Source organism: Pseudomonas sp. H3_E07, assembly GCF_054668895.1.
This window is the reverse complement of record NZ_CP162795.1, coordinates 4,741,128-4,766,417: the sequence shown is the minus strand read 5'-3', so window position 1 is coordinate 4,766,417 and position 25,290 is coordinate 4,741,128. Positions and strand designations below refer to the sequence as shown.

Annotated in this window: 28 protein-coding genes, 4 tRNA genes and 1 riboswitch; of the genes, 14 read left to right on the top strand and 18 right to left on the bottom strand. The window is 60.6% G+C overall.

Going from position 1 to position 25,290, the window contains the following annotated elements:
• Positions 1–14: 14 nt before the first annotated feature.
• The 7 genes from AB4O08_RS21895 to uvrB all read right to left on the bottom strand — a co-directional run bounded on the left by AB4O08_RS21895 (position 15) and on the right by uvrB (position 5,096).
• Complete coding sequence (locus AB4O08_RS21895) at positions 15–554, bottom strand: TetR/AcrR family transcriptional regulator (RefSeq protein ID WP_010209050.1); 540 nt, start codon at positions 552–554, stop codon at positions 15–17.
• Positions 555–736: 182 nt separating this feature from the next.
• Positions 737–812 (bottom strand) — tRNA-Glu (locus AB4O08_RS21890).
• Between the two features lie 78 nt (positions 813–890).
• Positions 891–966: transfer RNA gene (locus AB4O08_RS21885), tRNA-Ala, on the bottom strand.
• A gap of 50 nt (positions 967–1,016) precedes the next feature.
• Positions 1,017–1,092, bottom strand: a tRNA-Glu gene (locus AB4O08_RS21880).
• 78 nt (positions 1,093–1,170) lie between these two features.
• A tRNA-Ala gene (locus tag AB4O08_RS21875) sits at positions 1,171–1,246 on the bottom strand.
• 147 nt (positions 1,247–1,393) lie between these two features.
• A complete protein-coding gene (gene gltX, locus AB4O08_RS21870; RefSeq protein ID WP_010209049.1) occupies positions 1,394–2,875 on the bottom strand; it encodes a glutamate--tRNA ligase in 1,482 nt (493 codons plus the stop codon).
• 205 nt (positions 2,876–3,080) lie between these two features.
• Positions 3,081–5,096 carry an excinuclease ABC subunit UvrB gene (uvrB, locus tag AB4O08_RS21865; protein WP_010209048.1) on the bottom strand — a complete coding sequence of 672 codons (2,016 nt, stop codon included), beginning with the start codon at positions 5,094–5,096 and terminating at the stop codon, positions 3,081–3,083.
• 344 nt (positions 5,097–5,440) lie between these two features.
• On the opposite strand from uvrB, the gene AB4O08_RS21860 reads away from it, so the two are divergent.
• Both AB4O08_RS21860 and AB4O08_RS21855 read left to right on the top strand, forming a co-directional pair.
• A complete protein-coding gene (locus tag AB4O08_RS21860) occupies positions 5,441–6,637 on the top strand; it encodes an amino acid aminotransferase (protein ID WP_042571803.1) in 1,197 nt (398 codons plus the stop codon).
• Positions 6,638–6,737: 100 nt separating this feature from the next.
• A complete protein-coding gene (locus AB4O08_RS21855) occupies positions 6,738–6,947 on the top strand; it encodes a hypothetical protein (RefSeq protein WP_010209046.1) in 210 nt (69 codons plus the stop codon).
• Here AB4O08_RS21855 and ptrR read toward each other — a convergent pair.
• Positions 6,944–7,819: a putrescine utilization regulator PtrR gene (ptrR, locus tag AB4O08_RS21850; protein WP_010209045.1), complete on the bottom strand. Its 876-nt coding sequence runs from the start codon at positions 7,817–7,819 to the stop codon at positions 6,944–6,946. The two genes, AB4O08_RS21855 and ptrR, sit on opposite strands and share 4 nt — an antisense overlap.
• A 104-nt stretch (positions 7,820–7,923) precedes the next feature.
• On the opposite strand from ptrR, the gene AB4O08_RS21845 reads away from it, so the two are divergent.
• The gene (locus AB4O08_RS21845; protein ID WP_010209044.1) at positions 7,924–9,306 is read left to right on the top strand and encodes an aldehyde dehydrogenase family protein; all 1,383 of its coding nucleotides are present in this window, start codon (positions 7,924–7,926) and stop codon (positions 9,304–9,306) included.
• A gap of 60 nt (positions 9,307–9,366) precedes the next feature.
• Here AB4O08_RS21845 and AB4O08_RS21840 read toward each other — a convergent pair whose 3' ends face one another.
• Together AB4O08_RS21840 and AB4O08_RS21835 are read right to left on the bottom strand one after the other, a co-directional pair.
• On the bottom strand, positions 9,367–9,672 hold the full coding sequence (locus AB4O08_RS21840) for a protealysin inhibitor emfourin (protein ID WP_010209043.1): 306 nt from the start codon (positions 9,670–9,672) through the stop codon (positions 9,367–9,369).
• 14 nt (positions 9,673–9,686) lie between these two features.
• Positions 9,687–10,751, bottom strand: a complete 1,065-nt coding sequence (locus tag AB4O08_RS21835; protein WP_010209041.1) for a M4 family metallopeptidase — start codon at positions 10,749–10,751, stop codon at positions 9,687–9,689.
• Positions 10,752–10,879: 128 nt separating this feature from the next.
• On the opposite strand from AB4O08_RS21835, the gene AB4O08_RS21830 reads away from it, so the two are divergent.
• The 4 genes from AB4O08_RS21830 to AB4O08_RS21815 all read left to right on the top strand — a co-directional run bounded on the left by AB4O08_RS21830 (position 10,880) and on the right by AB4O08_RS21815 (position 14,914).
• On the top strand, positions 10,880–11,806 hold the full coding sequence (locus tag AB4O08_RS21830; RefSeq protein ID WP_021490740.1) for a DNA/RNA non-specific endonuclease: 927 nt from the start codon (positions 10,880–10,882) through the stop codon (positions 11,804–11,806).
• A gap of 36 nt (positions 11,807–11,842) precedes the next feature.
• A riboswitch (cobalamin riboswitch) is annotated at positions 11,843–12,037 on the top strand.
• A gap of 104 nt (positions 12,038–12,141) precedes the next feature.
• Complete coding sequence (locus AB4O08_RS21825) at positions 12,142–13,152, top strand: ABC transporter substrate-binding protein (protein WP_198581057.1); 1,011 nt, start codon at positions 12,142–12,144, stop codon at positions 13,150–13,152.
• Positions 13,149–14,153 (top strand): FecCD family ABC transporter permease, encoded by a 1,005-nt coding sequence (locus AB4O08_RS21820; protein ID WP_010209036.1) that lies wholly within the window; start codon positions 13,149–13,151, stop codon positions 14,151–14,153. Before AB4O08_RS21825 ends, AB4O08_RS21820 begins: the two co-directional genes overlap by 4 nt.
• The gene (locus AB4O08_RS21815; protein WP_010209035.1) at positions 14,150–14,914 is read left to right on the top strand and encodes an ABC transporter ATP-binding protein; all 765 of its coding nucleotides are present in this window, start codon (positions 14,150–14,152) and stop codon (positions 14,912–14,914) included. Before AB4O08_RS21820 ends, AB4O08_RS21815 begins: the two co-directional genes overlap by 4 nt.
• A gap of 21 nt (positions 14,915–14,935) precedes the next feature.
• Here AB4O08_RS21815 and AB4O08_RS21810 read toward each other — a convergent pair whose 3' ends face one another.
• The 6 genes from AB4O08_RS21810 to AB4O08_RS21785 all read right to left on the bottom strand — a co-directional run bounded on the left by AB4O08_RS21810 (position 14,936) and on the right by AB4O08_RS21785 (position 18,073).
• Positions 14,936–15,433 carry a GNAT family N-acetyltransferase gene (locus AB4O08_RS21810; protein ID WP_460114343.1) on the bottom strand — a complete coding sequence of 166 codons (498 nt, stop codon included), beginning with the start codon at positions 15,431–15,433 and terminating at the stop codon, positions 14,936–14,938.
• Positions 15,430–15,654, bottom strand: a complete 225-nt coding sequence (locus AB4O08_RS21805; protein ID WP_010209031.1) for a hypothetical protein — start codon at positions 15,652–15,654, stop codon at positions 15,430–15,432. The genes AB4O08_RS21810 and AB4O08_RS21805 overlap by 4 nt, the downstream gene beginning before the upstream one ends.
• Positions 15,655–15,704: 50 nt before the next feature.
• The gene (locus AB4O08_RS21800) at positions 15,705–16,631 is read right to left on the bottom strand and encodes an alpha/beta hydrolase fold domain-containing protein (protein ID WP_460114342.1); all 927 of its coding nucleotides are present in this window, start codon (positions 16,629–16,631) and stop codon (positions 15,705–15,707) included.
• The gene (gene tspO / locus AB4O08_RS21795) at positions 16,631–17,071 is read right to left on the bottom strand and encodes a tryptophan-rich sensory protein TspO (RefSeq protein ID WP_021490746.1); all 441 of its coding nucleotides are present in this window, start codon (positions 17,069–17,071) and stop codon (positions 16,631–16,633) included. Before tspO ends, AB4O08_RS21800 begins: the two co-directional genes overlap by 1 nt.
• 130 nt (positions 17,072–17,201) lie before the next feature.
• Positions 17,202–17,771, bottom strand: coding sequence for a nucleotidyltransferase family protein (locus AB4O08_RS21790; RefSeq protein WP_010209024.1), 570 nt, complete (start codon positions 17,769–17,771; stop codon positions 17,202–17,204).
• 68 nt (positions 17,772–17,839) lie between these two features.
• A complete protein-coding gene (locus AB4O08_RS21785) occupies positions 17,840–18,073 on the bottom strand; it encodes a hypothetical protein (protein WP_010209023.1) in 234 nt (77 codons plus the stop codon).
• Positions 18,074–18,371: 298 nt separating this feature from the next.
• On the opposite strand from AB4O08_RS21785, the gene AB4O08_RS21780 reads away from it, so the two are divergent.
• The 4 genes from AB4O08_RS21780 to AB4O08_RS21765 are packed head-to-tail and all read left to right on the top strand — an operon-like array spanning position 18,372 to position 21,052.
• Positions 18,372–19,355, top strand: a complete 984-nt coding sequence (locus AB4O08_RS21780; protein ID WP_236298283.1) for a DUF1852 domain-containing protein — start codon at positions 18,372–18,374, stop codon at positions 19,353–19,355.
• A gap of 28 nt (positions 19,356–19,383) precedes the next feature.
• A complete protein-coding gene (locus AB4O08_RS21775; protein WP_106119570.1) occupies positions 19,384–20,412 on the top strand; it encodes a methionine synthase in 1,029 nt (342 codons plus the stop codon).
• Positions 20,412–20,930, top strand: coding sequence for a flavin reductase family protein (locus AB4O08_RS21770; protein ID WP_010209020.1), 519 nt, complete (start codon positions 20,412–20,414; stop codon positions 20,928–20,930). The genes AB4O08_RS21775 and AB4O08_RS21770 overlap by 1 nt, the downstream gene beginning before the upstream one ends.
• A complete protein-coding gene (locus tag AB4O08_RS21765) occupies positions 20,927–21,052 on the top strand; it encodes a hypothetical protein (protein WP_010209019.1) in 126 nt (41 codons plus the stop codon). Before AB4O08_RS21770 ends, AB4O08_RS21765 begins: the two co-directional genes overlap by 4 nt.
• Positions 21,053–21,110: 58 nt before the next feature.
• Here the strand turns inward: AB4O08_RS21765 and AB4O08_RS21760 are convergent, their stop codons facing one another.
• Entirely contained in the window at positions 21,111–21,719 is a 609-nt protein-coding gene (locus tag AB4O08_RS21760; RefSeq protein WP_460114874.1) for a LysE family translocator, read from the bottom strand.
• 112 nt (positions 21,720–21,831) lie between these two features.
• Here AB4O08_RS21760 and AB4O08_RS21755 point away from each other — a divergent pair, with 112 nt between their 5' ends.
• From AB4O08_RS21755 to AB4O08_RS21745, 3 genes are all read left to right on the top strand, one after another.
• Complete coding sequence (locus AB4O08_RS21755) at positions 21,832–22,695, top strand: LysR family transcriptional regulator (RefSeq protein ID WP_460114341.1); 864 nt, start codon at positions 21,832–21,834, stop codon at positions 22,693–22,695.
• A gap of 53 nt (positions 22,696–22,748) precedes the next feature.
• The gene (locus AB4O08_RS21750; RefSeq protein WP_010209011.1) at positions 22,749–23,111 is read left to right on the top strand and encodes a hypothetical protein; all 363 of its coding nucleotides are present in this window, start codon (positions 22,749–22,751) and stop codon (positions 23,109–23,111) included.
• 69 nt (positions 23,112–23,180) lie between these two features.
• Positions 23,181–24,428, top strand: coding sequence for a hypothetical protein (locus tag AB4O08_RS21745; RefSeq protein ID WP_010209010.1), 1,248 nt, complete (start codon positions 23,181–23,183; stop codon positions 24,426–24,428).
• A gap of 39 nt (positions 24,429–24,467) precedes the next feature.
• On the opposite strand, the gene AB4O08_RS21740 is transcribed toward AB4O08_RS21745, so the two are convergent.
• Positions 24,468–25,190, bottom strand: a complete 723-nt coding sequence (locus AB4O08_RS21740; RefSeq protein WP_460114340.1) for a BPL-N domain-containing protein — start codon at positions 25,188–25,190, stop codon at positions 24,468–24,470.
• Between the last annotated feature and the right edge of the window lie 100 nt (positions 25,191–25,290).

Sequence of the window (25,290 nt, the reverse complement as noted above, 5' to 3'; positions counted from 1 at the left end):
ATGACAACCCTCTTCTAGCGCACGGCCGACTTGGCGGCGCGCAGCACACGGTCAGACAACTCACCGGGCCCCAAGGCGCGGGCCAAGGCCAGGCCACCGATCATCAGCGCCATGTCAGCCAGGGCTTTGTCGGTGTCTTCAGGGCTGGCGGCGAGTTGCGCGGCCATCAGCTCGCAATGCTCGTTCAGCGCTTGGCGGAATTCATCTGGCAGGCGGCTCATCTCGCCGACAGTTGCCGGGATCGGACAGGCCTGGGCAGTTGAGTCACGGTGTTTGCGTGACAGATAAAACGCCGCCACAAGGCTTCTGCGCTCCTCTCCGGTCAACTGGGCGTCCATGTCATCAATCGACGCACGACGCTTGGCCAGCAACTGGGTGAAGGCCTCCAGCATCAGTGCGTCCTTGCTTTCGAAGTGCGCGTAGAAACCACCGACGGTCAGCCCCGCCGCGCCCATGACTTCACCCACACTCGGCTCAGCCGGGCCGCGCTGGATCAACGCGGCGCTGGCGGCCTGCAAAATGCGTTCGCGGGTTTGCGCTTTTTTATCGCTCATCATTGCCTCCGATGCTCATGGGTTGAATATTATTACCATAATAATATTCCGCAAGCCACCCGCGCGACCGTTGGTCAGAGGAGAAGAATGGGAAAGAGGAGAGAATTGGCCAAACGCCAGACAAACAAAAGGGCCATTCAATAATTGAATGACCCTTAAAAATCCCGCAGAGCGGGTAATCGTGGCGTCCCCTAGGGGACTCGAACCCCTGTTACCGCCGTGAAAGGGCGGTGTCCTAGGCCACTAGACGAAGGGGACACAAACCTTCTGTACACTGATCAGCGCTGAGAACTGATCGATTCAAGGACGGTGTGGCCAGACCTTGAACCTGTAAATTGGTGGAGCTAAACGGGATCGAACCGTTGACCTCTTGCATGCCATGCAAGCGCTCTCCCAGCTGAGCTATAGCCCCGGATTTTTCGTCTCGCGACGCAGCAGACCTTTCGAGCTGCTTGTTGAAACTGGCGTCCCCTAGGGGACTCGAACCCCTGTTACCGCCGTGAAAGGGCGGTGTCCTAGGCCACTAGACGAAGGGGACAAAACCTTCTGTACATCTGATCAGGGCTGAGACCTGATCGATTCAAGGACGGTGTGGCCAGACCTTGAACCTGTAAATTGGTGGAGCTAAACGGGATCGAACCGTTGACCTCTTGCATGCCATGCAAGCGCTCTCCCAGCTGAGCTATAGCCCCTCATCGGTGAGGACGGGGCGAATCTTAATGGCGCTTTGGAAGTGTGTCAAATTTATTTTCAACAATTTCCAAAATTTTTTGCCGGGATAACAATCACTTACCGGTGAAACCCCGGAAAACCGGGGTTTCGCCGTTTCAACCGCATGCTCAGCCGATAGCGCCCAGCAGCTTTTCCCACTCTTTGTTTTCTTTCTTCGACACACCACCAAGCAAATCAAGGGCTTGGCGCAGACGGAAACGGGTCAGGTCCGGGCCGAGGATTTCCATCGCATCGAGCACCGACACCGAACTGGCCTGGCCGGTGATCGCGGCAAACATCAGCGGCATGGCATCGCGCAGCTTCAATTCCAGAGACTCCACCACCGCCTGGATCGTCGCGGTGATCGCATCCTTCTCCCACTGGCGCAGGCTTTCCAGCTTCCACAGGATCAATTGCATCAACTGACGAACCTGATCGCCCGAGAGTTTCTTGGACTCGAACAGCTTGGGATCCGGACTAACGCCCCCGGCAAAGAAGAAGCTGGCCAACGGTGCGACCTGGCTGAACGTCTCCACCCTGCCCTGCACCAGTGGCGCAATCTTCATCATGTACTCAGGGTTCAGCGCCCACTGCTGCACGCGGCTGGCGAATTCATCCACCGGCAGGTCACGCAGCCATTGGCCGTTGAGCCACGACAACTTCTCGATGTCGAAGATCGGCCCACCCAAGGACACTCGGGACAGGTCGAAGTTGTCGACCATTTCCTGCAGCGAGAACTTCTCGCGCTCGTCCGGCATCGACCAGCCCATGCGGCCCAGGTAGTTGAGCATCGCTTCCGGCATGAAGCCCATGCGCTCGTAGAAAGTCACCGAGGTCGGGTTCTTGCGCTTGGACAGCTTGCTCTTGTCCGGGTTACGCAGCAGCGGCATGTAGCACAGCTGCGGTTGTTCCCAGCCGAAGTACTCGTAGAGCAGGATCAGTTTCGGCGCCGACGGCAGCCACTCTTCACCGCGCAGCACGTGGGTGATGCCCATCAGATGGTCGTCGACCACGTTGGCCAAAAAGTACGTCGGCAGGCCGTCGGTCTTCATCAGCACCTGCATGTCCATGCGGTCCCACGGGATTTCGACGTCACCGCGCAGCATGTCCGGCACCACGCACACGCCTTCGCTTGGCACTTTCATGCGGATCACATGGGGTTCGCCAGCGGCCAGGCGACGGGCCACTTCTTCCTTCGACAGCAGCAACGCGCGGCCATCGTAGCGCGGGGTTTCGCCACGGGCCTGTTGCTCGGCGCGCATCTGGTCGAGTTCTTCGGCGGTGCAGAAACACGGGAAGGCATGGCCCATGTCGACCAATTGCTGGGTGTACTGCTTGTAGATGTCGCTGCGCTCGCTCTGGCGATACGGGCCGTGCGGGCCGCCGACGTCCGGGCCTTCGGCCCAGGTAATGCCCAACCAGCGCAGGGCATCGAAAATCTGCTGTTCCGACTCGCGGGTGGAACGCAGTTGATCGGTGTCTTCGATCCGCAGGATGAATTCACCGCCGTGCTGCTTGGCAAAGCAGTAGTTGAACAAGGCGATGTAAGCAGTGCCAACGTGGGGATCCCCAGTAGGCGATGGCGCGATGCGCGTGCGGACGGTGGTCATGGCAGGTCTCGAATGGGCGATAAAACTGAAAATTGAAACAAGGGGGAATGGTAACAGCCTGGGGTGGTTGGGCTCCAGCCTGGGTGAATCCGGGAGACCGAGGCGCGGCCATCGCAGGCAAGCCAGCTCCCACATTTTGATTTGTGAATACAGTCAAATGTGGGAGCTGGCTTGCCTGCGATGAGGCCAGTCCTGTCAGCGCAGATCAAACAGCCAAAAGGCGCTCGCGCAACTTGCCGATCTCATCGCGCGTCTGCGCCGCCGCCTCAAACTCCAGATCACGCGCCAACTGGTACATCTTCTCTTCCAACTGACGGATCCGCTTGGTGATCTCACTCGGCGAGCGCAATTCGTTCTCGTACTTGGCGCTTTCCTCGGCAGCCTTGGCCATGCCTTTGCGCTTCTTGCTGCGCGAGCCCGGCACAGTGGCGCCTTCCATGATGTCGGCAACGTCCTTGAACACGCCTTTCGGGGTGATGCCATTTTCCAGGTTGAACGCGATCTGCTTGTCGCGACGCCGCTGGGTCTCGCCAATCGCCCGCTCCATGGAACCGGTGATGCGGTCCGCGTAGAGAATCGCCCGGCCGTTGAGGTTACGCGCCGCTCGGCCGATGGTCTGGATCAGCGAGCGTTCAGAGCGCAGGAAGCCCTCCTTGTCCGCATCGAGGATTGCCACCAACGACACTTCCGGCATGTCCAGGCCTTCGCGCAGCAGGTTGATGCCTACCAGCACATCAAAGGTGCCCAGGCGCAAGTCGCGAATGATCTCTACACGCTCCACGGTGTCGATGTCCGAGTGCAGGTAACGCACGCGCACGCCGTGGTCGGCCAGGTAGTCGGTCAAGTCTTCGGACATGCGCTTGGTCAGCGTGGTAACCAACACCCGCTCTTCCAGGGCCACGCGCTTGGTGATTTCCGAGAGTAAATCGTCGACCTGGGTCAGTGCAGGGCGGATTTCGATTTCCGGGTCGACCAGGCCTGTCGGCCTTACCAACTGCTCGATCACGCGCCCGGCGTGCTCGGCCTCATAGTTACCCGGCGTGGCGGACACAAAGATGGTCTGCGGGCTGATGGCTTCCCACTCGTCAAAACGCATCGGCCGGTTATCCAGTGCCGACGGCAGGCGGAAACCGTACTCCACCAGCGTTTCTTTGCGGGAACGGTCGCCCTTATACATCGCGCCCACTTGCGGCACGCTGACGTGGGACTCGTCGATTACCAGCAGCGCGTCAGGCGGCAGGTAATCATATAGCGTCGGCGGCGGCGCACCGGATTCGCGGCCCGACAGGTAGCGCGAGTAGTTTTCGATGCCGTTGCAGTAGCCCAGTTCCAGGATCATCTCCAGATCGAAGCGGGTGCGCTGCTCCAAGCGCTGGGCTTCCACCAGCTTGTTGTTGGAACGCAGGTACTCCAGGCGCTCGGCCAACTCGACCTTGATGCCTTCAATGGCGCCCATCAGGGTTTCACGCGGGGTCACGTAGTGGCTTTTCGGGTAGAAGGTGAAGCGCGGCAACTTGCGGATCACCTCGCCTGTCAGCGGGTCGAAGGCCGACAGACTCTCGACTTCATCGTCGAACAGCTCGATGCGGATCGCTTCCAGGTCGGATTCCGCCGGGTAGATGTCGATGACATCGCCGCGCACGCGGAAGGTGGCACGGGCGAAGTCCATGTCATTGCGCGTGTACTGCAGGCTGGTCAGTCGGCGCAGCAGCTCGCGCTGGTCGAGCTTGTCGCCGCGATCGACGTGCAGGACCATCTTCAAATAGGTTTCCGGGCTGCCCAGGCCGTAGATGCACGACACTGTGGTGACGATGATCGCGTCCTTGCGCTCCAGCAAGGCCTTGGTCGCCGACAGCCGCATCTGTTCAATGTGATCGTTGATCGACGCATCCTTCTCGATGAAGGTATCGGAGGACGGCACATAGGCTTCGGGCTGGTAGTAGTCGTAGTAGGAAACGAAATACTCCACCGCATTGTTCGGGAAGAACGCCTTGAACTCGCCATAGAGCTGCGCGGCCAGGGTCTTGTTCGGCGCCAGCACCAGGGTGGGCCGATTGATCTGCGCAATCACGTTGGCAATGCTGAAGGTCTTGCCCGACCCGGTCACCCCGAGCAGCGTCTGGTGGGCCAGGCCGGCTTCAATGCCCTCGACCATCTGGCGAATGGCTTCCGGCTGATCGCCAGCGGGTTCAAAGCGGGTGACGAGTTGGAAATCCGACATAACGTACCTCGTGTGGTCACCCCCAGACTGTAAACCCGTCGAGGACGAAATAGACCGCCACCCGCGAAGACTCAGAGCGGATAGTAGGAAAAAACCATGATAGACATAGAAGTGGTGGCGAATGTCATGGGTTTCAAGGCAATCGTCGCGCACGCCCTTACCAATCAATGTTGCAATAAGACTAACGGTCGGCAAATAAACCGAAAAACTTGGCCGAAAAGCCATTTCGGCTGTCGCCCTTGGCGGTGATGGCCTCTATACTAGCTCCCCGTTTGTGCACCGCTCTAGTGCATTCGGCTGGAGCGCGACACGTCCCTCCTATCCCCCATAGAGCTGCCGCAAAAATGAGCCTGTTCTCCGCTGTCGAAATGGCACCACGCGATCCTATCCTGGGCCTCAACGAAGCATTCAACGCCGATACACGAACCACCAAGGTCAACCTTGGCGTGGGCGTTTACTGCAACGAGGAGGGGAAGATTCCACTCTTGCGTGCCGTTGCCGAAGCGGAAGCCATTCGCGTGGCGCAACACGCCGCCCGTGGTTACTTGCCGATCGACGGCATCGCGGCCTACGACAAGGCCGTGCAAACCCTGCTGTTCGGCGCTGAATCGCCACTGCTGAACGCTGGCCGCGTCACCACCGTGCAAGCGGTAGGCGGCACTGGCGCCCTGAAGCTGGGTGCAGACTTCCTCAAGCAATTGCTGCCAGACGCCGTCGTCGCCATCAGCGACCCGAGCTGGGAAAACCACCGCGCGCTGTTCGAAACCGCTGGTTTCCCGGTGCAGAACTACCGCTACTACGACGCCGCCACCCACGACGTGAACCGTGCCGGCCTGCTCGAAGACCTCAACGCCCTGCCGTCCCAGTCCATCGTGGTGCTGCATGCCTGCTGCCACAACCCGACCGGCGTCGACCTGAGCCCGGCCGACTGGCAGAACGTGCTGGACGTGATCAAGGCCAAGAACCTGGTGCCATTCCTCGACATGGCCTACCAGGGCTTTGGCGATGGCATCCACGAAGACGCTGCCGCCGTGCGCCTGTTCGCTGAATCGGGCCTGACCTTCTTTGTGTCCAGCTCGTTCTCCAAGTCGTTCTCGCTTTACGGCGAACGTGTGGGCGCACTGTCCATCGTCGGCGACTCCAAGGAAGAAAGCGCGCGCATCCTGTCCCAGGTCAAACGCGTGATCCGTACCAACTACTCCAACCCGCCAACCCACGGCGCGGCGATCGTTGCAGCGGTGCTGAACAACCCTGAGCTGCGTGCCCAGTGGGAAGCCGAACTGGCCGAAATGCGCCTGCGCATCCGTGGCATGCGCGAGCAGATGGTGGCCGAACTGGCCAAGGCAGCTCCGGGCCACGACTTCAGCTTCGTCGGTCGCCAGCGTGGGATGTTCTCCTACTCTGGCCTGACTGTTGAGCAAGTCACCCGCTTGCGCAGCGAGTTTGGTATCTATGCCCTCGATACCGGCCGTATCTGTGTGGCAGCGTTGAACCAGTCGAACATTGATGCAGTCACAAAGGCGATCGTTCAGGTGCTGTAAACCTGCAGCGGTTGCACCAGAAGGGGAAGCCTATGGCTTCCCCTTTTTCGTATCCAGCCCCTAGACTGAACCTTGACCGCCCCTTCGCTGTGAGAATGCTATGAGAAACGATGACCTGGACCTGCGTGCCGACCGTGACGAACTGGATGACTACGCCCCACGCGCACCGCAACCCAAGCCTCAAAAAAGCCTGGTGCTGCAAGTGGCGCTGGGCGTCTTTCTGGGCGGCCTGGCGCTGTGGCTGGTGCAATTGGGTGCGACCGCACTGATGGCAAAGCTGGCGATGGGCACCCTGCAATTCGGTGGCTAAGCCGCACGGATGGCGCCCTGCTCCTCCAATAACTTCACGAAACTGTTCAAACTCTGCGACACCGTCCCCCGCCGCCAGATCAGCCAGGTGTGCAGGATCCGGAAGTTGTCCATCAGCGGCCAAACACTCACCGCCGCCGACCCCGGCATGCTGTCGAGCATGCTGCGCGGCATCAGCGCGAGGCCCGCGCCGGCGCTGACGCAAGCGAGCATGCCGTGGTAGGACTCGATCTCGAAGATCTTGCCCGGCACGGCGCCGTCCTGTGAAAACCAGCGCTCCAGGTGATGCCGGTACGAGCAGTTGGAGCGAAAGGTGTAGATGCTCTCCCCGTTCACGTCCTGCCCACGGGTGATCGGCGCGTGATGCAGCGGCGCAATCACCACCATCTCTTCCTCAAACACCGCCACACCTTCCAGGGTCGCGTGCAATAGCGGGCCGTCGACAAACGCTGCCGTCAGCCGCCCCGACAACACGCCTTCGATCATGGTGCCTGAAGGCCCGGTACTCAGGTCCAACTCGACCTTGGTGTGTTTCTGGTTGTACGCCGCCAGCAACGCCGGGATACGCACCGCCGCCGTGCTCTCCAGCGATCCCAGGGCAAACGCACCCTGGGGCTCCTCCCCCGCGACTGTCGCGCGGGCTTCCTGCACCAGGTCGAGGATGCGCCGCGCATAACCGAGGAAATTCCACCCGGCCGGTGACAGGCGCAGGCGGCTTTTCTCGCGGATGAACAACTCCACACCGAGGTCCTGCTCCAGTTGCTTGATGCGCGTGGTCAGGTTCGACGGCACGCGATGAATCAACTGCGCGGCGGCGCTGATGCTGCCTTGCTCGGCAACGGCCTTGAAGATTTCCAGTTGCACCAGGTCCAAATCATTCTCCAATCGTGAATGTATTGCTTAATATTATTCAGTTTCCAGAAAAGATATAGCCCCGTACGCTGAACTCAACCTAATTCACTCAGCAGGACGGTGCCATGAACGCGACTACCCACGCCCTCTCGATCAACCCGGCCAACGGCGAAACGGTCGGCAGCTATCCGTATGAAACCGCGCAGCAACTGGACGCCGCCCTCGACCGCTCCACCCTCGCCTTCCGTGCCTGGCGCCGTCAGCCGGTCAGCCAGCGCGCCGAGTTGCTGCTGAGCCTGGCCAGCGCCCTGCGCGAACAAGCCGAAGACATGGCGCAGATGATCACCCTGGAAATGGGCAAACCCATCGCCCAGGCCCGTGCCGAAATCGAAAAGTGCGCGCAACTCAGCGAGTGGTACGCCGCCCACGGCCCGGCCATGCTCGCCCCGGAACCGACCCTGGTGGACAACGGCAGTGCGCAGATCGAATACCGCCCGCTAGGCCCTATCTTCGCCGTGATGCCGTGGAACTTCCCGGTGTGGCAAGTGCTGCGCGGCGCCGTACCGACGATGCTGGCCGGCAATACCTACGTGCTCAAACACGCGCCAAACGTGATGGGCAGTGCCTATCTGATCCAACGAGCGTTCCAGAAGGCCGGCTTCGCCGAAGGTCTGTTTGAAGTGGTCAACGTGACCAACGACGGCGTGTCCAAGGCCATCGCCGATCCGCGCATCGCCGCCGTCACCCTGACCGGCAGCGTACGTGCAGGCATCGCCATCGGCTCTCAGGCCGGCGCCGCGCTGAAAAAGTGCGTGCTGGAACTGGGCGGGTCCGACCCGTTCATCGTACTCAACGACGCCGACCTCGACGCCGCGGTGCAAGCGGCGCTGATCGGTCGTTTCCAGAACAGCGGCCAAGTCTGCGCCGCCGCCAAGCGCCTGATCATCGAAGAAGGTGTGGTGGAGGCTTTCACCGTCAAATTCCTGGAAGCCAGCCGCGCTCTGGTGATGGGCGACCCGACGTCAGCCGCCACCTACATCGGCCCGATGGCACGCTTCGACCTGCGCGACGAGCTGCACGGCCAGGTCCAGGCGACCTTGGAAGAAGGCGCCACCCTGCTGCTGGGCGGCCACAAAGTGCCCGGCGCCGGCAACTACTACGAACCGACCGTGCTGGCAGACGTCACCGACCAGATGACCTCGTTCAAACAGGAACTGTTCGGCCCAGTCGCCTCGATCATCACCGCCCGTGATGCCGACCATGCGGTGGCCCTGGCGAATGACAGCGAGTTTGGCCTCACGGCCAGCATCTTCACCACCGACTCCGCGAAGGCACGGGACATCGCCAATCAGCTGGAAACCGGCGGCATCTTCATCAACGCCTTCAGCGTCTCCGACCCTCGGGTGGCATTTGGTGGCGTGAAAAAGAGTGGTTTCGGACGCGAGCTATCGCACTTCGGCGTGCGGGAATTCTGCAACGCCCAGACGGTGTGGCTGGATCGCAAGTAAATCAAGCGACATCGGTGGCAAGGGGGCCTGTCGAACCGTCCCGCTAGACCTAAAGCGGCCTCAACAGCGAATATGCCGTCGCACGCACTGCACCAGCCCATCCAGCGCCTGCGACTTCACCGGCGCGAGCACGCAAACGGTGTGCTCGCGCTCGTCGTCCTTTACCGTCACGGTGTAATGCACTTGGCCCGGATTACCGGGGGCAGGCGCATTGCTGGGCGGCAGTTGAAAGAAGTCGCAAGCCTCGACAAGCTGCCGCAGCTCCTGTTGTTCCTGCTCCGGCAGCGTGTCCAGTTCCACCGTCTGTGGCTTGGCCAGGCCCGGAAAAAAACCGGGCCCGCCGTTTTCCTTGATTGAAATTTGCATGGCCGTTCCTCTCGTCAGACAGCAATGCCGACCGCCTTCCAACCGTCCTTGACCGCTTTCTGTTCGTCCTTGTTAGCGCCGTAGAGTCGGCCTGCAATATCGTAAGTAATGCGCGCAAAGCGCAGGAAACCCGAGTTGGGCCGCAGCCGCGCATCACGCAGCGCGTCATACCAGATGCGCCCGGCGCGCTCCCAGGCGAACCCGCCCAGTATGGTCGCCACCTGGTAGAACGCATGGTTGGGAATGCCGGAGTTGATATGCACCCCGCCATTGTCCTCGTAGGTCTGCACAAAATCATCCATGTGCCCGGGCTGGGGGTCCTTGCCCAGCAGTTTGTCGTCAAACGCCGTGCCGGGGGCTTTCATCGAGCGCAGGGCGGTGCCTTTGATCTTTTGGGTGAACAGCCCTTTGCCGATCAACCAATCGGCGTCTTCCGCACGTTGCTTCAACGCATACTGCTTGATCAGCGAACCGAACACGTCCGACAGCGATTCATTCAACGCCCCGGACTGGTTGAAATACATCAGTTTGGCCTCGTCCTCGGTGACGCCGTGGGCCAACTCATGGCCAATCACGTCGAGGGCCACCGTAAAGCGGTTGAACAACTGCCCGTCTCCATCCCCGAACACCATCTGGGTCGAGTTCCAGAACGCATTGTTGTAGTTCTGGCCAAAGTGCACAGTGGCGTCCAGCGCCATCCCGGCATCGTCGATGGAGTTGCGATCGAAGACCTCGTCGAAAAAATCGAAGGTGGCGCCCAAGCCATCATAGGCCTCGTCCACCGCCGCATCACCACTGGCGGGCTGCCCCTCGCCACGCACCAGCGTGCCCGGCAGGCTGTCGGCGCCCTCGGCGCTGTAGATCGAGCGGCGTTTATCGGCCCCCATGGCCAGGGCCATATGCGCCGGCCCTTTGGCAGGCACGGCGACCATCCGTAGCGAGCGGAACGTTGTGTCCTTGGCGCGGGTGCGCAACGCGACCTCCCGTTGCGCTTTGTCCCCGTTGCGCGCGATCTGGTCGAGCATATAGGGCGGGATCAGGCAGAAAATCGGATTACGATTCGGCTGGCGAACACACATTGGCTGGCTCCATTTGGCAGGTAACAACGTCCGGGTCATCGATTCAGGATAGCCTCCAGGGGTTATCGCGTGTCATCAATTGTCATTAACCTATGTTGCAGTCGTGTTTATCCAAGGAGGACTGACCGATGCCCGCACGTAAAGCCAAAATCGACCTTTCATACCGCCCCAGGCTCGCTGACCTGCGCCCATTGATCGCACCGAGCCCCACATTGCTGGAGGCACGAGCCGCGACGCCCCGCGTCACCTCGGCCAACGACTTGAAGGACCGACGCGGCTACGCTGAGGACTTTCTCGGCAGCTTCGGGGTGCCCTGGCCTACGGTTGAAGAGACCTTGGCCGGCGATGTCCAGAAGCGCCTGGACTACACGCACTTCTCGATAACGATGTCACGCTCGAAGCGGCTCGCGCTGTATGTGGGCGTCAACATCGATGGCGGGCAGCATGTGGACATCATTCGCAGCAACGACACCTGGGCCTACGACGGACGCCTGCCCATTGATGCGCAGGTGGGCGAAGCACTGTATGCCAGCAACGGCCTGGATCGCGGCCACCTGGTGCGCCGACAAGACCCCAACTGGGGCGACGCGGCGCAAACCGCCAACTTCGACACCTTCCATTTCACCAACTGTTCACCGCAGATGAGCGGGTTCAACCAGAAAACCTGGCTGGAGCTCGAAGACTACATCCTCGACAACACCCAGCGCTGGAAAGCCCGAGCCACCGTGTTCACCGGCCCGGTGTTCGCCGACGACGACCGGGTGTACCGGGGCGTCCAGATCCCCAAGGCGTTCTGGAAAGTGGTCGCCTACCTCAGCGATGACGGCAAGCCTTCGGCCAGCGCCTACATGATCGACCAGAGCCGCGAGCTGGGCCAGCTCGACCTGGTGTTCGGCCAGCTCAGGACCTACCAGCGCAGCGTAATCCAGATAGAACGCCTCACCGGCCTGCGTTTTGCCAACCTGGCCGACTACGACGGCTTCAGCAACGAAGAACGCGCCACCGGCACGCGGATTGAAGCGCTGATACAGGGGCCTGAAGACATTCGTCTCTGACCGAGCGTGCCTCGGGCTATATCGCCCCGCCCTAATCAACTACCATACCGCGCCGGTTCCCAAACGGGACTAATAGGGAATCCGAAGCGCGGTACACCCTCGCCAATCGGAACTGCCCCCGCAACTGTAGGTGCTGAGCCTGCTCCCTGATGCCACTGGACCTTGTCCGGGAAGGCCGGAGCCTGGCGACGACGCATCAGTCAGGAGACCTGCCGGCCCAAGCTCAATTACCAACCGGCGGGGTGTCCGGGAAGGACATTCTTGCCTGTTTTTCTAGTGCAGCGCTTAAGGGTGTATTTCCGAATGGCACGTACGGTTCATTCGGAGATTGCCCCATGCTGCCACGCGTTACCGCCCTGCTCACCGGCCTGGGCTTCTGTGCCCTCGCCCAAGCCGCGCCCACCCACTACCCGCTGACCGTGGAAAACTGCGGCAGTCGCCTGACCTTCCAGCAAGCCCCCGCCCGCAGCGTGACCATCGGCCAGGCGGCCACAGAGATGCTCTACGCATTGGGCGTGGGGGACAAAGTGGTCGGCACCTCACTGTGGTTCAACAGCGTACTGCCGCAGTACAAGGTGCAGAACGACAGCATCGAGCGGCTAGCCAACAATGAGCCGAGCTTTGAAGCCGTGATCGCCAAGCGCCCGCAGCTGGTGGCCGCCGAGCTGGAGTGGGTGGTCGGGCCCCAGGGCGTGGTCGGCACCCGCGAGCAATTCCATGAACTGAAGATCCCCACTTACCTGCTGCCCTCCGACTGCGAAGGCAAGGACAACCTGGTAGGCGCCGACGGCACACGGCTGGAGCCGTTCCGTATCGAAACGATCTATAAAAGCATCGGCCAACTCGCCGAGATCTTCGACGTACAGGCGCGCGGCCAACAGTTGAACGACGACCTCAAGGTACGCTTGGCCAAATCTGTTGCCACCGTGCAAAGCAAAGGCCTCAAGCAAGCCAGTGCCTTGGTGTGGTTCTCCAGTTCCGAGATGGCCAGCGATCCTTACGTGGCCGGCCACAAGGGCATTCCAGAGTTCATGCTGGAAACCCTCGGTCTGCACAACGTGGTGCAATCCGTTGAAGAATGGCCCGCCGTCGGCTGGGAAACCCTCGCCAAGGCCAACCCGACCTTTCTGGTGATCGCACGCATGGACCGCCGCCGCTACCCCGCCGACGACCATGAAAAGAAACTGGCCTTCCTGCGCAGCGATCCCGTGACTCGCAACATGGACGCGGTGAAAAACAACCGCATCATCATCCTCGATGCCCTGGCGCTGCAGGCCAGCATCCGCACGTTCGACGGGCTTGAGCAACTGGCCACGGCCATCGACGGCTACGACCTGCCCAAATGACGCGCACCCTACTCGCCCTGGCCCTGCTATTAGCCGCCCTACTCGCGGGGGTGGCGATCGGCGAAACCGCCATCTCACCGCAAGTCGTGCTCCAGGTGCTCGCCAACAAACTGTGGGCGGCCAGCTACGTGCTTGACCCCATCGACGAAGGCGTGGTGTGGAACTACCGCCTCACCCGCGCCCTGGTCGCCGCTGCGTGTGGCGCCGGGCTGGCGACGTGCGGGGTGATCCTGCAATCGCTGTTGCGCAACCCACTGGCCGATCCCTACCTGCTGGGCATCAGTGCCGGCGCTTCGACTGGCGCGGTGCTGGTGGCGTTGATCGGCGTGGGCGGCGGGTTGATTTCGTTGTCGGCGGGCGCGTTTGTTGGCGCCATGGCGGCGTTTGCGTTGGTGATCCTGCTGGCGCGCGCCAGCGGTTCGGCCAGCGGCACCGGCCAGATCATTCTGGCGGGCATTGCCGGCTCGCAGTTGTTCAATGCGCTCACCGCCTTCCTGATCACCAAATCCGCCAGTTCCGAACAGGCGCGCGGCATCCTGTTCTGGCTGCTCGGCAACCTCAGTGGTGTGCGCTGGCCCTCGGTGTGGTTAGCGGTGCCGGTGGCCGTCGCAGGCTTGGCGGTGTGCCTGTGGCACCGCCGTGCGTTGGATGCGTTTACCTTCGGCAGCGACTCGGCAGCGTCCCTCGGCATTCCGGTGCGCCGGGTGCAATTTGTGCTGGTGGGCTGCGCGGCCCTGGTGACGGCGGTGATGGTGTCGATTGTTGGCTCCATCGGCTTTGTCGGATTGGTAATCCCCCACGCCGTGCGCCTGCTGCTCGGCACCGGGCACTCGCGCTTGCTGCCGGCCAGTGCGTTGGGCGGCGCGTTGTTCTTGATTGCAGCCGATGTACTGTCGCGCACCTTGATCAAAGGCCAGGTGATTCCGGTCGGCGTGGTCACGGCGCTGGTCGGCGCGCCGGTGTTTGCGCTGATCCTCATTGGCCGGAGGAATGCGCGATGACAGTACTGAGCTGCAGAGGGTTGGGCTTCAAGGTGCGTGAAGCGCAGTTGCTGCGCGATATCCATCTGGACGTGCAGCCGGGCGAAACCCTCGGCATCGTCGGGCCGAACGGCTCCGGCAAATCCACCTTGCTCAAGCTGCTCGCCGGGCTGCGCACGCCGGCGTCCGGCGAAGTCTTACTGGGCGGCCAACGCCTGGGCAAGCTGTCGCGCCGCGCCATCGCGCAGCAGCTGGCGGTGGTGGAACAGCAGGCCGACACCGACGACGCCATCCGCGTGTTCGACGCGGTGGCGCTGGGCCGCACTCCATGGTTGTCAGCGCTGAGCCCGTGGTCCGGCGAAGACGACGCCATCGTCAATCAGGCCTTGCGTGACGTCGACGCCACCCACTTGAGCCATCGCGCCTGGCGCAGCCTCTCGGGCGGTGAACGCCAACGCGTGCACATCGCCCGTGCGTTGGCGCAGCGGCCGCAGATCCTGTTGCTGGATGAGCCGACCAATCACCTGGATATCCAGCATCAGCTCGGCATTTTGCAGGGCGTGCAAGGGTTGCCCGTCACCACCTTGATTGCCCTGCATGATCTGAATCAAGCGTTGACCTGTGATCGGCTGGCGGTGCTGGATCACGGGCGGTTGGTGGCGCTGGGTAAACCACTGGAGGTCCTGACGCCGCAGCGTTTGCAGGAGACGTTTGGGGTGCAGGCGCACTACCTGACGGACCCGTTCGATGGGGCGCAGATACTGCGCTTGCGCCCGAACTGATCAGGGCATTCAACTGTTGTGTTAGAGGGCGCGCTGCATATGCGTCGTGCGCCACACCAGGTCCGCGTCCACATCCACTACCTCGAACCCCTGTCGAAGCCAAAAATCAATCGCCCCCGGTAAAAACGGATGGGTGTGCAGGTACATCACCGCGACCCGATCCTCTTTAGCTTGCACCTCCAGCGCACGGTACAACTCGCCCGCCAGACCACAGCGGCGAAACGCCGGCAGCACAAACAGGCGCACCACCTCCACGGTCTTGCGGCCCTGGTAATTCAACTGCGGGAAACGCCCGTCATAGGGCAGATAGCCGATGCCAGCGACGATCTGGCCCTCATCGCGAGCAACAAGAAAATGCCCATCGCCCTGCAGGTAGGTCGCCTCGAAATGCGCCAGGTCCGCCGGCACTCCCGTCGCGCTGAGCGTGGGGAAAAGCTCGGCGCGGGCGCGCAGCACGAACCTCATGACCTCAGGGATATCCGCCGCTGTGACTGCCTGAATACTCGGCCTTGGGCTCATGCAACCTCGATCTGCGTAATCCCCATCACCTGTGCCTGCTGCAGAATTTCATCCGGCGTCGCATCCGCAGGCGGCAGGATCAAACCATTTTCCGCATCGCCGAAATGCAACTGCAGCAAGTGCAACGCCGCTTCATGCACCGGCAGTTGGGGTTGCTGGAGTGCGAACACGTGGGTCCGCGGTTCGTCGTTGAACAGGTAGTTGAGGGTGTATTCGCGCATAGGGGAACCCTTGTTATGGAAGATGAACAACCTGACCAACCGATCAACTTTTAAGTTCCAGGCCCATTCACACGATGCCTTATCCACTGGCGACTATAGGCAAGCACACTCGCCCCCATTGCCACCGGAAAATGAATAAAGCCATGCGCCGCCTCCGGCAACAAATGCGCTTCTGCCCCCGGCCACCGTTCAGCGATCAACAGCGTGTCATCCTTCAACGGGTCCAGTTCACCCACAAACATCAACGCCGGGGGCAGGCCTTCAAAGTCGCCATACAACGGTGACAACGGCGGCTGCCGACGCATGTCATCGCTCAACCCCGGCGTGAGCATGCGCAGCGCCTCGACCATGCCCGGCCCGTCCAGCAATAAGGTGTCCGGCCCTGCCATGCGCACACTGGGTGTGCCGGCCAGGTCATAAACGCCGTAATACAACATCGCGCCGCTCACCCGCTGGAGCAACGCCGGCCATTGCTTCAACGCCAGTAAGGTCGCCGCGGCCAAATGACCACCGGCCGATTCGCCGACGACGATCACCGGCAGGTCGGCAAATTCCTCGGTGGTGAGCAGCCAACGCGCCGCCGCCAGGCAGTCGTCCATCAGGCCCTCGATCGGTGTGTCGATCGCCAGCCGATAATCCACCGACACCACTGCCACGTCGCAGGCATTGACCAGGCCCAGGTTGAGGTCGTCATCCATCTGCGCGTTGCCGATCACCCAGCCGCCGCCGTGGATATCCAGCACCACGCCTTTGGGCTTGCCCCTTGGGCGCAGGATGCGCACGGGCACTGAGTCGGCGCAGTGGGTTTCAGCCAGAGGGGCTTTCTTGATCTTTTGACTGACCCGCAACAGCGCCTGGATCAAACGCGGCGTGACCCGATTACGGATCTTGAAGCGCGGCAACCAGGCGAGCTTTTGATTGAAGCGGCGCATCTCGACCCGTTCTGTCTCACTGGCGGGCCAGGGTTGATAAGCCATCAGCGATTGTTCCGCAGGATCGAGAAGTTCAGCGCCGCCGCCACGCACAGCCACGCCAGGTACGGGAACAGGATCAAGCCGGTGATCAGGTCCAACTGCACCGCCAACACCACCATCGCCGCGACGGTCAGCCACAGCACCGCCAGAATCACCATCCCGGCCAGGAGGCGATGAGCACCGAAGAACACCGGCGTCCACAAGGTGTTCAACGCAATCTGCGCCGCCCACAGCGCCAACACGGTTTGGCTGCCAGGCATCAGGCTCAGGCGATAACCGGCCCAGGCCAGCAGCAGGTAGATGAGCGTCCACGCCACCGGGAACAGCCAATTGGGCGGGGTGAAGCTGGGTTTGACCAGGGATTCGTACCAGGCACCGGGTTTAAAGAGCATGCCGGTACTGGCAGCGGCGGCGCAGGCGAGCAGGAAAATGAAGAAAGTCATGAGCGGTCCTTGGCTGGGCATTTCAAGCTTTGACGTGTTGTATGCAGGTAAAAGTTCACTGCGGATCAACAGGTGGGAACTGGCAATGCCGGGCCACTTTATCGCCTGGCCTAGCGCTTTCGCAGCCTCGCTAAAGCCAGGCAGGCTCCACAATCCTTAACCCAGGCCAGCGCGCCTTATAACTGCGGGCCTTCTGCATAAACAACTCAGGCTCCGGATGCACCGGGTTGATGCGCAGTACCCCCTGCTCCACATCCTCCAGCCCATAGGGCGCGTACACCTCGCCCGTCGCAATCTCCAGGCCGATGCAGGTGCCCGCGACCAGATACCGGTCGATGCCCTGTTTGGCCGTGTGCAACTGCGGATAAGGCCGACCAAATCGCTCGCCGTACCAGAGATGAACCCGTGCCTGATTTTTGACTTCCACATTCACGCCCAGGTCCTGAAACAACACCTCGGCCGCACGGATCACCGCGTCCTCAGCCTCGTAGGACAGGTCCGTATCAAAGTAGAAAACGTCGTAGTCCTTGATGCCCTGGGCAGCAGGCAGGTTCGACTGATGATTCCACACCGCCTGGAACAGGCAGCCCGCTGTGAGAAAGCACTGGTCCACCCCGAGGTCAGGCAGGCGCGCGGTGATTTCGGCGTTGATGGGGTTGGCCATGGCCAGGTTGAGCAAATCGTCGACAGTCAATGTCATGGGCATTCCTTTCTATCGGGCCAGCGTCAGGCACCCACTCTAGCGCACCCTCATGACAGGACTAGCACCTAGCCGTTCAATTCAGTTGCCCGGTGACTCGCCGCGTCGTCGTAGGCCACATACAGCGACTCGGCGACCTGGCTTTTGATCGCCTTGGTGGATTCCAGCCCGAGAACAAAACCTTCGGCCTTGCCACCGGCGCGGTTGAGTGCTTCGTGGGTGGCAGCGCCGGTGATGGCGTCGAGGAGTTTGCTGGCGTGCGGGCCTACGCCTTTAGGGAGGGAAATCTGGTCGATGGACATGGGCGATACCTTGCAAGAGAGAGATCGGTAGCGCGTGGAACCACTGCCGGGGAGGCATGGTAGACCGGTTTGCACAGAAAGGGGCTGGTTTTGATGCTGGCACCGGCAACGACGTCTTCAACGGACATGCACCATCATGAGGAGGGCTAAAGGTTCAGTGAAATCAATTCAGTTTCACTCACGTTATAGCCCTGCCTAAAATACACCTTACTTAAAGACAAGTTATAGACCGCTGAATAAGTACCTGAACACTCAATACCTTCAGGTTCTATCGCGACAAAAAGGGTGTGGTATCACAATGAACAAAGAGTTTGCATTTACGGTCAAGAGCATTCGTTTCGACGAACACTACCACCCCGCCGAAAATACGCGCATCACCACCAACTTTGCCAATTTGGCGAGGGGCGCGAGTCGTCAAGAAAACTTGCGCAATACGTTAAGGATGATTGACAACCGTTTCAACGCCTTGGCCCACTGGGATAACCCAAAAGGCGATCGTTATTCTGTCGAACTTGACATCATTTCCGTTGAAATGGACATCGATGATCAACGTAGCGGCCATGCCATTCCGTTGATTGAAATATTGAAAACCCATATTGTCGATCGAAAAACCAACGAGCGCCTGCCAGGCATTGTCGGTAATAACTTCTCCTCTTACGTGCGCGACTATGACTTCAGCGTGCGCTTGCTGGAGCACAACAAGGACCGGCCCCACTTCAGCACACCCGCTGACTTTGGGGAGCTGCACGGAAAGTTATTCAAGAGCTTCGTCAACTCAAGCACTTATAAAGAACACTTTAACAAGCCGCCCGTCATCTGCCTGAGTGTGTCGAGTGCCAAGACCTATCATCGCACTGAAAACCTGCACCCTGTACTGGGCGTCGAATACCTGCAAGATGAATACTCCCTGACGGATGAATACTTCAAGAAGATGGGGCTGAAAGTGCGCTATTTCATGCCTGCCAATAGCGTGGCGCCCTTGGCTTTTTACTTTGCTGGCGATGTGCTCAGCGACTACACCACGCTTGAGCTGATCAGCACCATCAGCACTATGGACACCTTCCAGAAGATTTACCGCCCGGAGATCTACAACGCTAACTCTGCAGCCGGTAAATCTTACCAGCCCAGCCTGCAACACCAAGATTATTCATTAACGCGGATTGTGTATGACCGCGAAGAACGCAGCCGATTGGCCATTGAACAGGGCAAATTTGTTGAGGAAAACTTCATCAAGCCCTACCAGTCGGTGCTGGAGCAGTGGTCTGCCCACGGCGCGCGTTGATTCATTTAAAATGACAAGGTCACCCCGAATGAAAAAGTTATTACCTACTTCAACGGCCGGCAGCTTGCCTAAACCGTCCTGGCTTGCACAACCCGAGACACTTTGGTCGCCCTGGAAACTGCAAGACGAGGCCTTGCTCGAGGGCAAGCAAGATGCGTTGCGCTTGTCCCTGCAAGAACAACAAAACGCCGGCATTGATATCGTCAGTGATGGTGAACAAACGCGCCAACACTTCGTCACCACCTTTATCGAGCACCTCGGCGGCGTTGATTTCGAGAAGCGTGAAACTGTCAGAATCCGTGACCGTTATGAGGCGAGCGTCCCGACGGTGGTGGGTGCTGTCACGCGTCAAAAGCCGGTGTTTGTCGAGGACGCCAAGTTCCTGCGCCACCAAACTCATCAACCGATAAAGTGGGCCCTGCCAGGCCCCATGACGATGATCGATACGCTGTATGACAACCACTATAAAAGTCGCGAAAAACTGGCCTGGGAATTTGCCAAGATCCTCAATGAAGAAGCCCGCGAACTGGAGGCGGCAGGTGTGGACATCATCCAGTTTGACGAGCCGGCCTTTAACGTCTTCTTCGATGAGGTGAATGATTGGGGCGTTGCCACCCTGGAAAGGGCCATCGAGGGCCTTAAATGTGAAACCGCGGTGCACATCTGCTACGGCTACGGCATCAAAGCCAATACCGATTGGAAAAAGACGCTGGGCTCCGAGTGGCGGCAATATGAAGAGGCGTTTCCCAAGCTGCAGCAATCCAGTATCGATATCGTCTCGCTGGAATGCCATAACTCCCATGTGCCCATGGAACTCATCGAACTCATTCGCGGTAAAAAGGTGATGGTCGGTGCCATTGACGTGGCCAACCACGCCATTGAAACACCGGAAGAAGTCGCCAATACCCTGCGCAAAGCCCTGCAGTTCGTGGATGCCGACAAGCTTTACCCGTGCACCAACTGCGGCATGGCCCCCCTGCCCCGCCGCGTGGCACGCGGCAAGCTGAATGCGTTGAGTGCAGGCGCTGAAATCATCCGCCGAGAACTGTCGAACTGATGCCCACCCTGTCACGTCCCCGTGCGGCCATCGAGCCCTTGAGTTTTCGCGAAGCGCTCGGGCACTACGCCTCCGGCATCACGGTGATTACATCGCACATCGATGGCGAGCCGATTGGCTTCACCTGCCAGTCGTTCTACAGCGTGTCGATGAACCCACCGCTGGTGTCATTCAGCGTCATGGCCAGTTCCGCCAGCTACCCCAAAATCCGTCAGGCCGGTCGATTCGCCGTCAATATCCTCTCGGGCGCGCAGGTCAGGATCTCCAACCAGTTCGCGCGGCGCGGCACCGACAAGTGGCACGACGTCGACTGGCAGGCATCGCCGCTGGGCAACCCGATCATCGCCGGCAGCCTGCATTGGCTGGACTGCGACATTCACGCCGAACACGCCGCCGGAGATCACCTGATCGTGATTGGCGAAGTGAAAGCACTGAACCTGCAAGAGGCGGAAGCGACGCAGCCGTTGCTGTATTTCAAAGGGCAATATTGCAACATCGCCGCGCCTGACGTGGTTTGAGCCTCTACCCACGCCGCCGTGACTGCACCTACGGCAACGCCAGCGTCATCGTCAGCGATGAAGAACACCTGGTGAAACGCGTGATGCAATTGACCGCCGGCCAAGGCGTTTATCCTGAATGAGCTGGCGTCGGGCGCGTTGTCGCCGGTGATTGAGAAGAAACAAAGGGAAGCCTTGCCCTCAGCTGTGAATGGGCAGCGCCAACCCAAACACTACAAAGAACCCACCGCAGACTTTATTGAACCGTCGCCCGCTACGCGCCAGCCAAGGTCGAACCCGGTGTGCGGCGCTGGCCACTGTGTATTCAACGACAAACTCGACGACAGCGTAGGTCAGTGCAATGGTGGCCGTCTGCGCGATGAGGCCTCTGTGCGGGTCCAGGAAAGGTGGAATAAACGCGGTAAACAGCAGCAATGCCTTGGGGTTTGAAATGGCCGATACCAGTCCCTGACGAAACAGCGACCCACTGCTCAGCGTCGGGGCGCCGGCCGCGTCCAGGCTGACCGGGGCGGATCGCCACAACCCGAAACCCAACCAGATCAGGTACAGCCCACCAGCCACTTTCAAGGCGGTAAACCAGGTGGCGGAGGCCTGGATCAACGCGCCCAGGCCCAGTGCGCACAGCATGAGCACAAAGGCAAAGCCGAGCACGCCTCCGCTGATAGTGAACAGGGTTTTGCGGCTGCCATGGATCGCGCCATGGGTAAGCGCCAACAACGCATTGGGGCCAGGCACTACCGCTATGCCACAGCAGGTGAACAGGTAGAGCAACCAGGTCTCGAAGGGCATGATCAGGTCCGGCAACGGTGGATTCAAGCCCGTATCCTGCGAGCGAACGGCTATCATGAAAAGCGCATAATTCACTACACAGCCATTCGATAAACGAATAGAGGTAAACCGCATGCCTTCCAGTGATTTGCAGATCGATTGGCTCAAGTGCTTTGTGGCGGTGGTGGACGCCGGTTCGCTGTCGGGCGCGGCCCATGAGGTCAACCGTTCGCAGTCCGCCGTCAGCATGCAAATGAAGAAACTGGAGGCCGCGCTGGGACGGCCTTTGTTGAACCGAGGCCCGAGGCACCTGCAGTTGACCGATGACGGCCAGACATTGCTGGGCTTTGCCCGTCGCATGCTCGCCTTGCACGCCGAAACCCAGGCGGCGTTTCATGGTGAATCCTTGACCGGGCGCATTCGTCTCGGGGTCGCGGAAGACTATGCGGCAAAGTATCTCACGCCGGTGCTCAAGCGTTTTGCGCCGCGTTACGCCGGTGTGGACATCGAACTGACCTGTGAACAGTCCACCGCACTGATCCCACGCGTGCGCAGTGGTGACCTTGATCTGGCGCTGGTGTCCAGGGACTCGCCGCACAGTGGCACCTTTCTGTTCAAGGAACCGATGGTGTGGCTAGGCTCGCCTCAGTTCGAACTGTGGCGCCGGGACCCGGTGCCTATCGCCGTCTACGAAAGCGCCAGCCTGGCTCGCCGGTATGCGGTGAATTCACTGGCCCAGCAGGGGCGTCAGTTCAAGGTGGTGTACAACAGCTCCAGCCTCGCCGGCCAAGTGGCTGCGGTTGAGGGCGGGCTCGCGATTGCCGCAATTACTCAGTGCACGGTGCAGCCGTCACTTCAGGTCTTGGGCAGCGAGCACGGTTTGGGGAATATCGAGCCGATGGAGGTGTCGATTCTACGCAGCCGGGCGTCTCGCGGGTCGAAGGCGGTCAATAGCCTGCATGGGTTTATCATCAGTGCGCTAAGAATTCAGCCCTAGCCATCACCTGCGCCCTGTTAATCTGCGGTGCCTGCCTTCTTTCGGAGCTTTCTGTGACTTCATCAAAACGCGACAGCGCCCGCATCGAACGTCGCCTTGTCGCCACCCTGACCGACGCTTGCGAAACCGCCAAAGCCGAAATCCCAGGGTTTGAATGGCTGACCCACACCGTCAACTACGCCGACTTCCCCCACAGTCTGCGCATCACTTGGGTCTTCGACACCCGCGCCAACCAGGCGCATGCCGTGGCCACGGGGCTGGAGGCACGTCTCCGCGAGCTGACCGCCACCGCGCTGCACGACGCCGAGATCCCGCCTGTACATTTGGCGCGTTGTGTTCACGTTGATTCTGAAGAAGCCTGCCATGCTCAGCACGGCGGCAATTGGCGTTTGCGCCTGACGCGCTCAGCCAACTAGAGCCTGGCGCCCAACTGCTGGATAATGCCTCGCCCTGTTTCTCGCCCGCCGATAAGGAAGTCCTTTCCCATGAAGTTGCCGTTTTCCGCTGCCCTGCTCGCATCTGCCCTGCTGTCGCCTTCGATTGCCCAGGCTGACGACGCTGCGTTGGTCGACACGCTCAAGGCCTTCACCCGCTGTGACGAGACGTTCTTCAGCCGTCTGAACACCCACCGTGACGCCTGGCAGGCCTATGCACCGCTCAAGCAGGAAAAGGACTTCGCCTGGATCGCGGTGCGCGATCGCACCGACCCCAAGGCCACTGCGGTGCCGGTGAGCGCGCCAGCCATTGCGGGGTTGAAGCTGCTGTCCTACAACGACGAGGTCAGCGATCTTGGCCCGTTGGGCCTGTATTATTTCTGGGGTTTCACGGTGGACGGCAGTCTTGATGACGTCGCCCAGCGCTTCGCGGCATTGCTGGACCAACCGGGGGCGCTGCAAAAAGGCGAGGGGCAATACACGCGCAGCGAGTTGAAGGTGGGCAACAGTTGGCAGGCGATCAAACCCATGCCGGGCAAGGCGCCGGGGCTGCGCAATGTGGAACGGGTGCTGATCGTGGAGCCGGAGGGCAAGTATTCCCGTGTGAGCTGTTCGGTGCAGGGCGGCGTGAATGCCGGGTTGCTGGCGCTGTTGCGGCCGGACATTGCGCCGGTGGATTACCCGCGCACCGTGGCCGACACTAACCTCGCCGATGTGCCGGTGCCGCCCAACGTGCTCCAGGGCCTCGACTCGCCGCTGTTGCAGCCCAAGTTCAAGACGTTGAGCTACACCTACCTGTCAAAGAATGGCGCGGGCAAGGACGCACCGATCACGATCAGGTTCAAGGCCGAGGGCGGTTTGCTGGTGAAAAATGAAGCCTACGGCAGCGCCTTCAATGTGGACCGTTTGATGCTGGCGGACCTGATCCAGCTGAAATCGAAAATGAACGGTGTGGGCGACGGCCAGGTACTGCAGACCCGCGAGGCCGAGGTGAAACTACCGACGAGCTGGGCGCCGGGCCAGACCTTGAGTGCCCATCTGAAGATGGCCAATGTACCGGTCAAGTCCACCGACAAACCGACCGAAACCACCTTGACCTGCAAGGTGGGCGAGCGCTTCCCGGCGCGCCAGGTGTTTGCGTCGCTGACGGGCGATGCGATCCGGTTGGCCTGCGAGCAGGACGGGTATTCATCGTCGCGCGCGTTTATCGAGGACCTGGGCGTCGCGCTGACGCTGGAGTCGACATCGAGCCAGACCCACTATGTGAATGAAATCCAGACGCTGGACGTGGTGCGCTGACGCAGGTTGGTCTGACCACTGCAAAGGGATAGGTGGGTCTCAAAAGCTGCGGATCAGCGAGCCGAAAAGATCCCCTTCAGGCATCTTGCTCAACGGAATATCAGCATTCTCGAACCACGCTTGCCCGGCCTCAGGATGCGGGCCACTTAGCACCACCACGCCTTTCTCATAGGTGTACCGCGCGGCCGCCACATCACCGTTGCGGTAGGTCGCGATGGTGGTGTGTGACCCTTTGGGAAAGTACGGGCCGTCCTGGAAGAAGACGTGGTCAACCTTGCCCGCCCAGGTGACCTGAACGGCGGCATCGGCAATGCCAGGTACTTCAAAACCGGGACGACCGGCTTCTGCGTCGAGGTCCTGCGGGATCAAACCGAGGTTGCTGTCATCCGCCAGGTAGGCGCCCATGCACAACCCCAGGTAGCGCCCACCGTTGGCAACATAACCACGGATGGCCTCGCTGCGCGCCTCTCCCAGGCTGCGCAGGGCGCCGGCGATGTCCTGGCCGCCGCCGGGTTGCACGTAAAGGTCATAGCGCGCCAGGGTTTGCGGCGTGATGTCGATCGACTCATCCGCGCCCACAAAATCAATGTGGTAGTCAGGGTTGAGGCGTTGCAGGGCTTTTGCCACGTTTTCGGAACAGTCGTCACAGCCCGCCGGCCCCCGGTAAATGGCGACGTGGGTGATAGGCGTGCCGGCCTCGGCCGGTGACGGCAGCAACAGGGCAAAGGCAAACAACGTGGCGGCGATGGCTCGCAGGTTCATGGCGTACGACTCCGGTTTGGACACCGCCAAGCCTATAGCGATTGCCCCGTTCAATTCGTTAACAGTTGTAAACACTGCGACGAGAAATGAACGGAGCCCC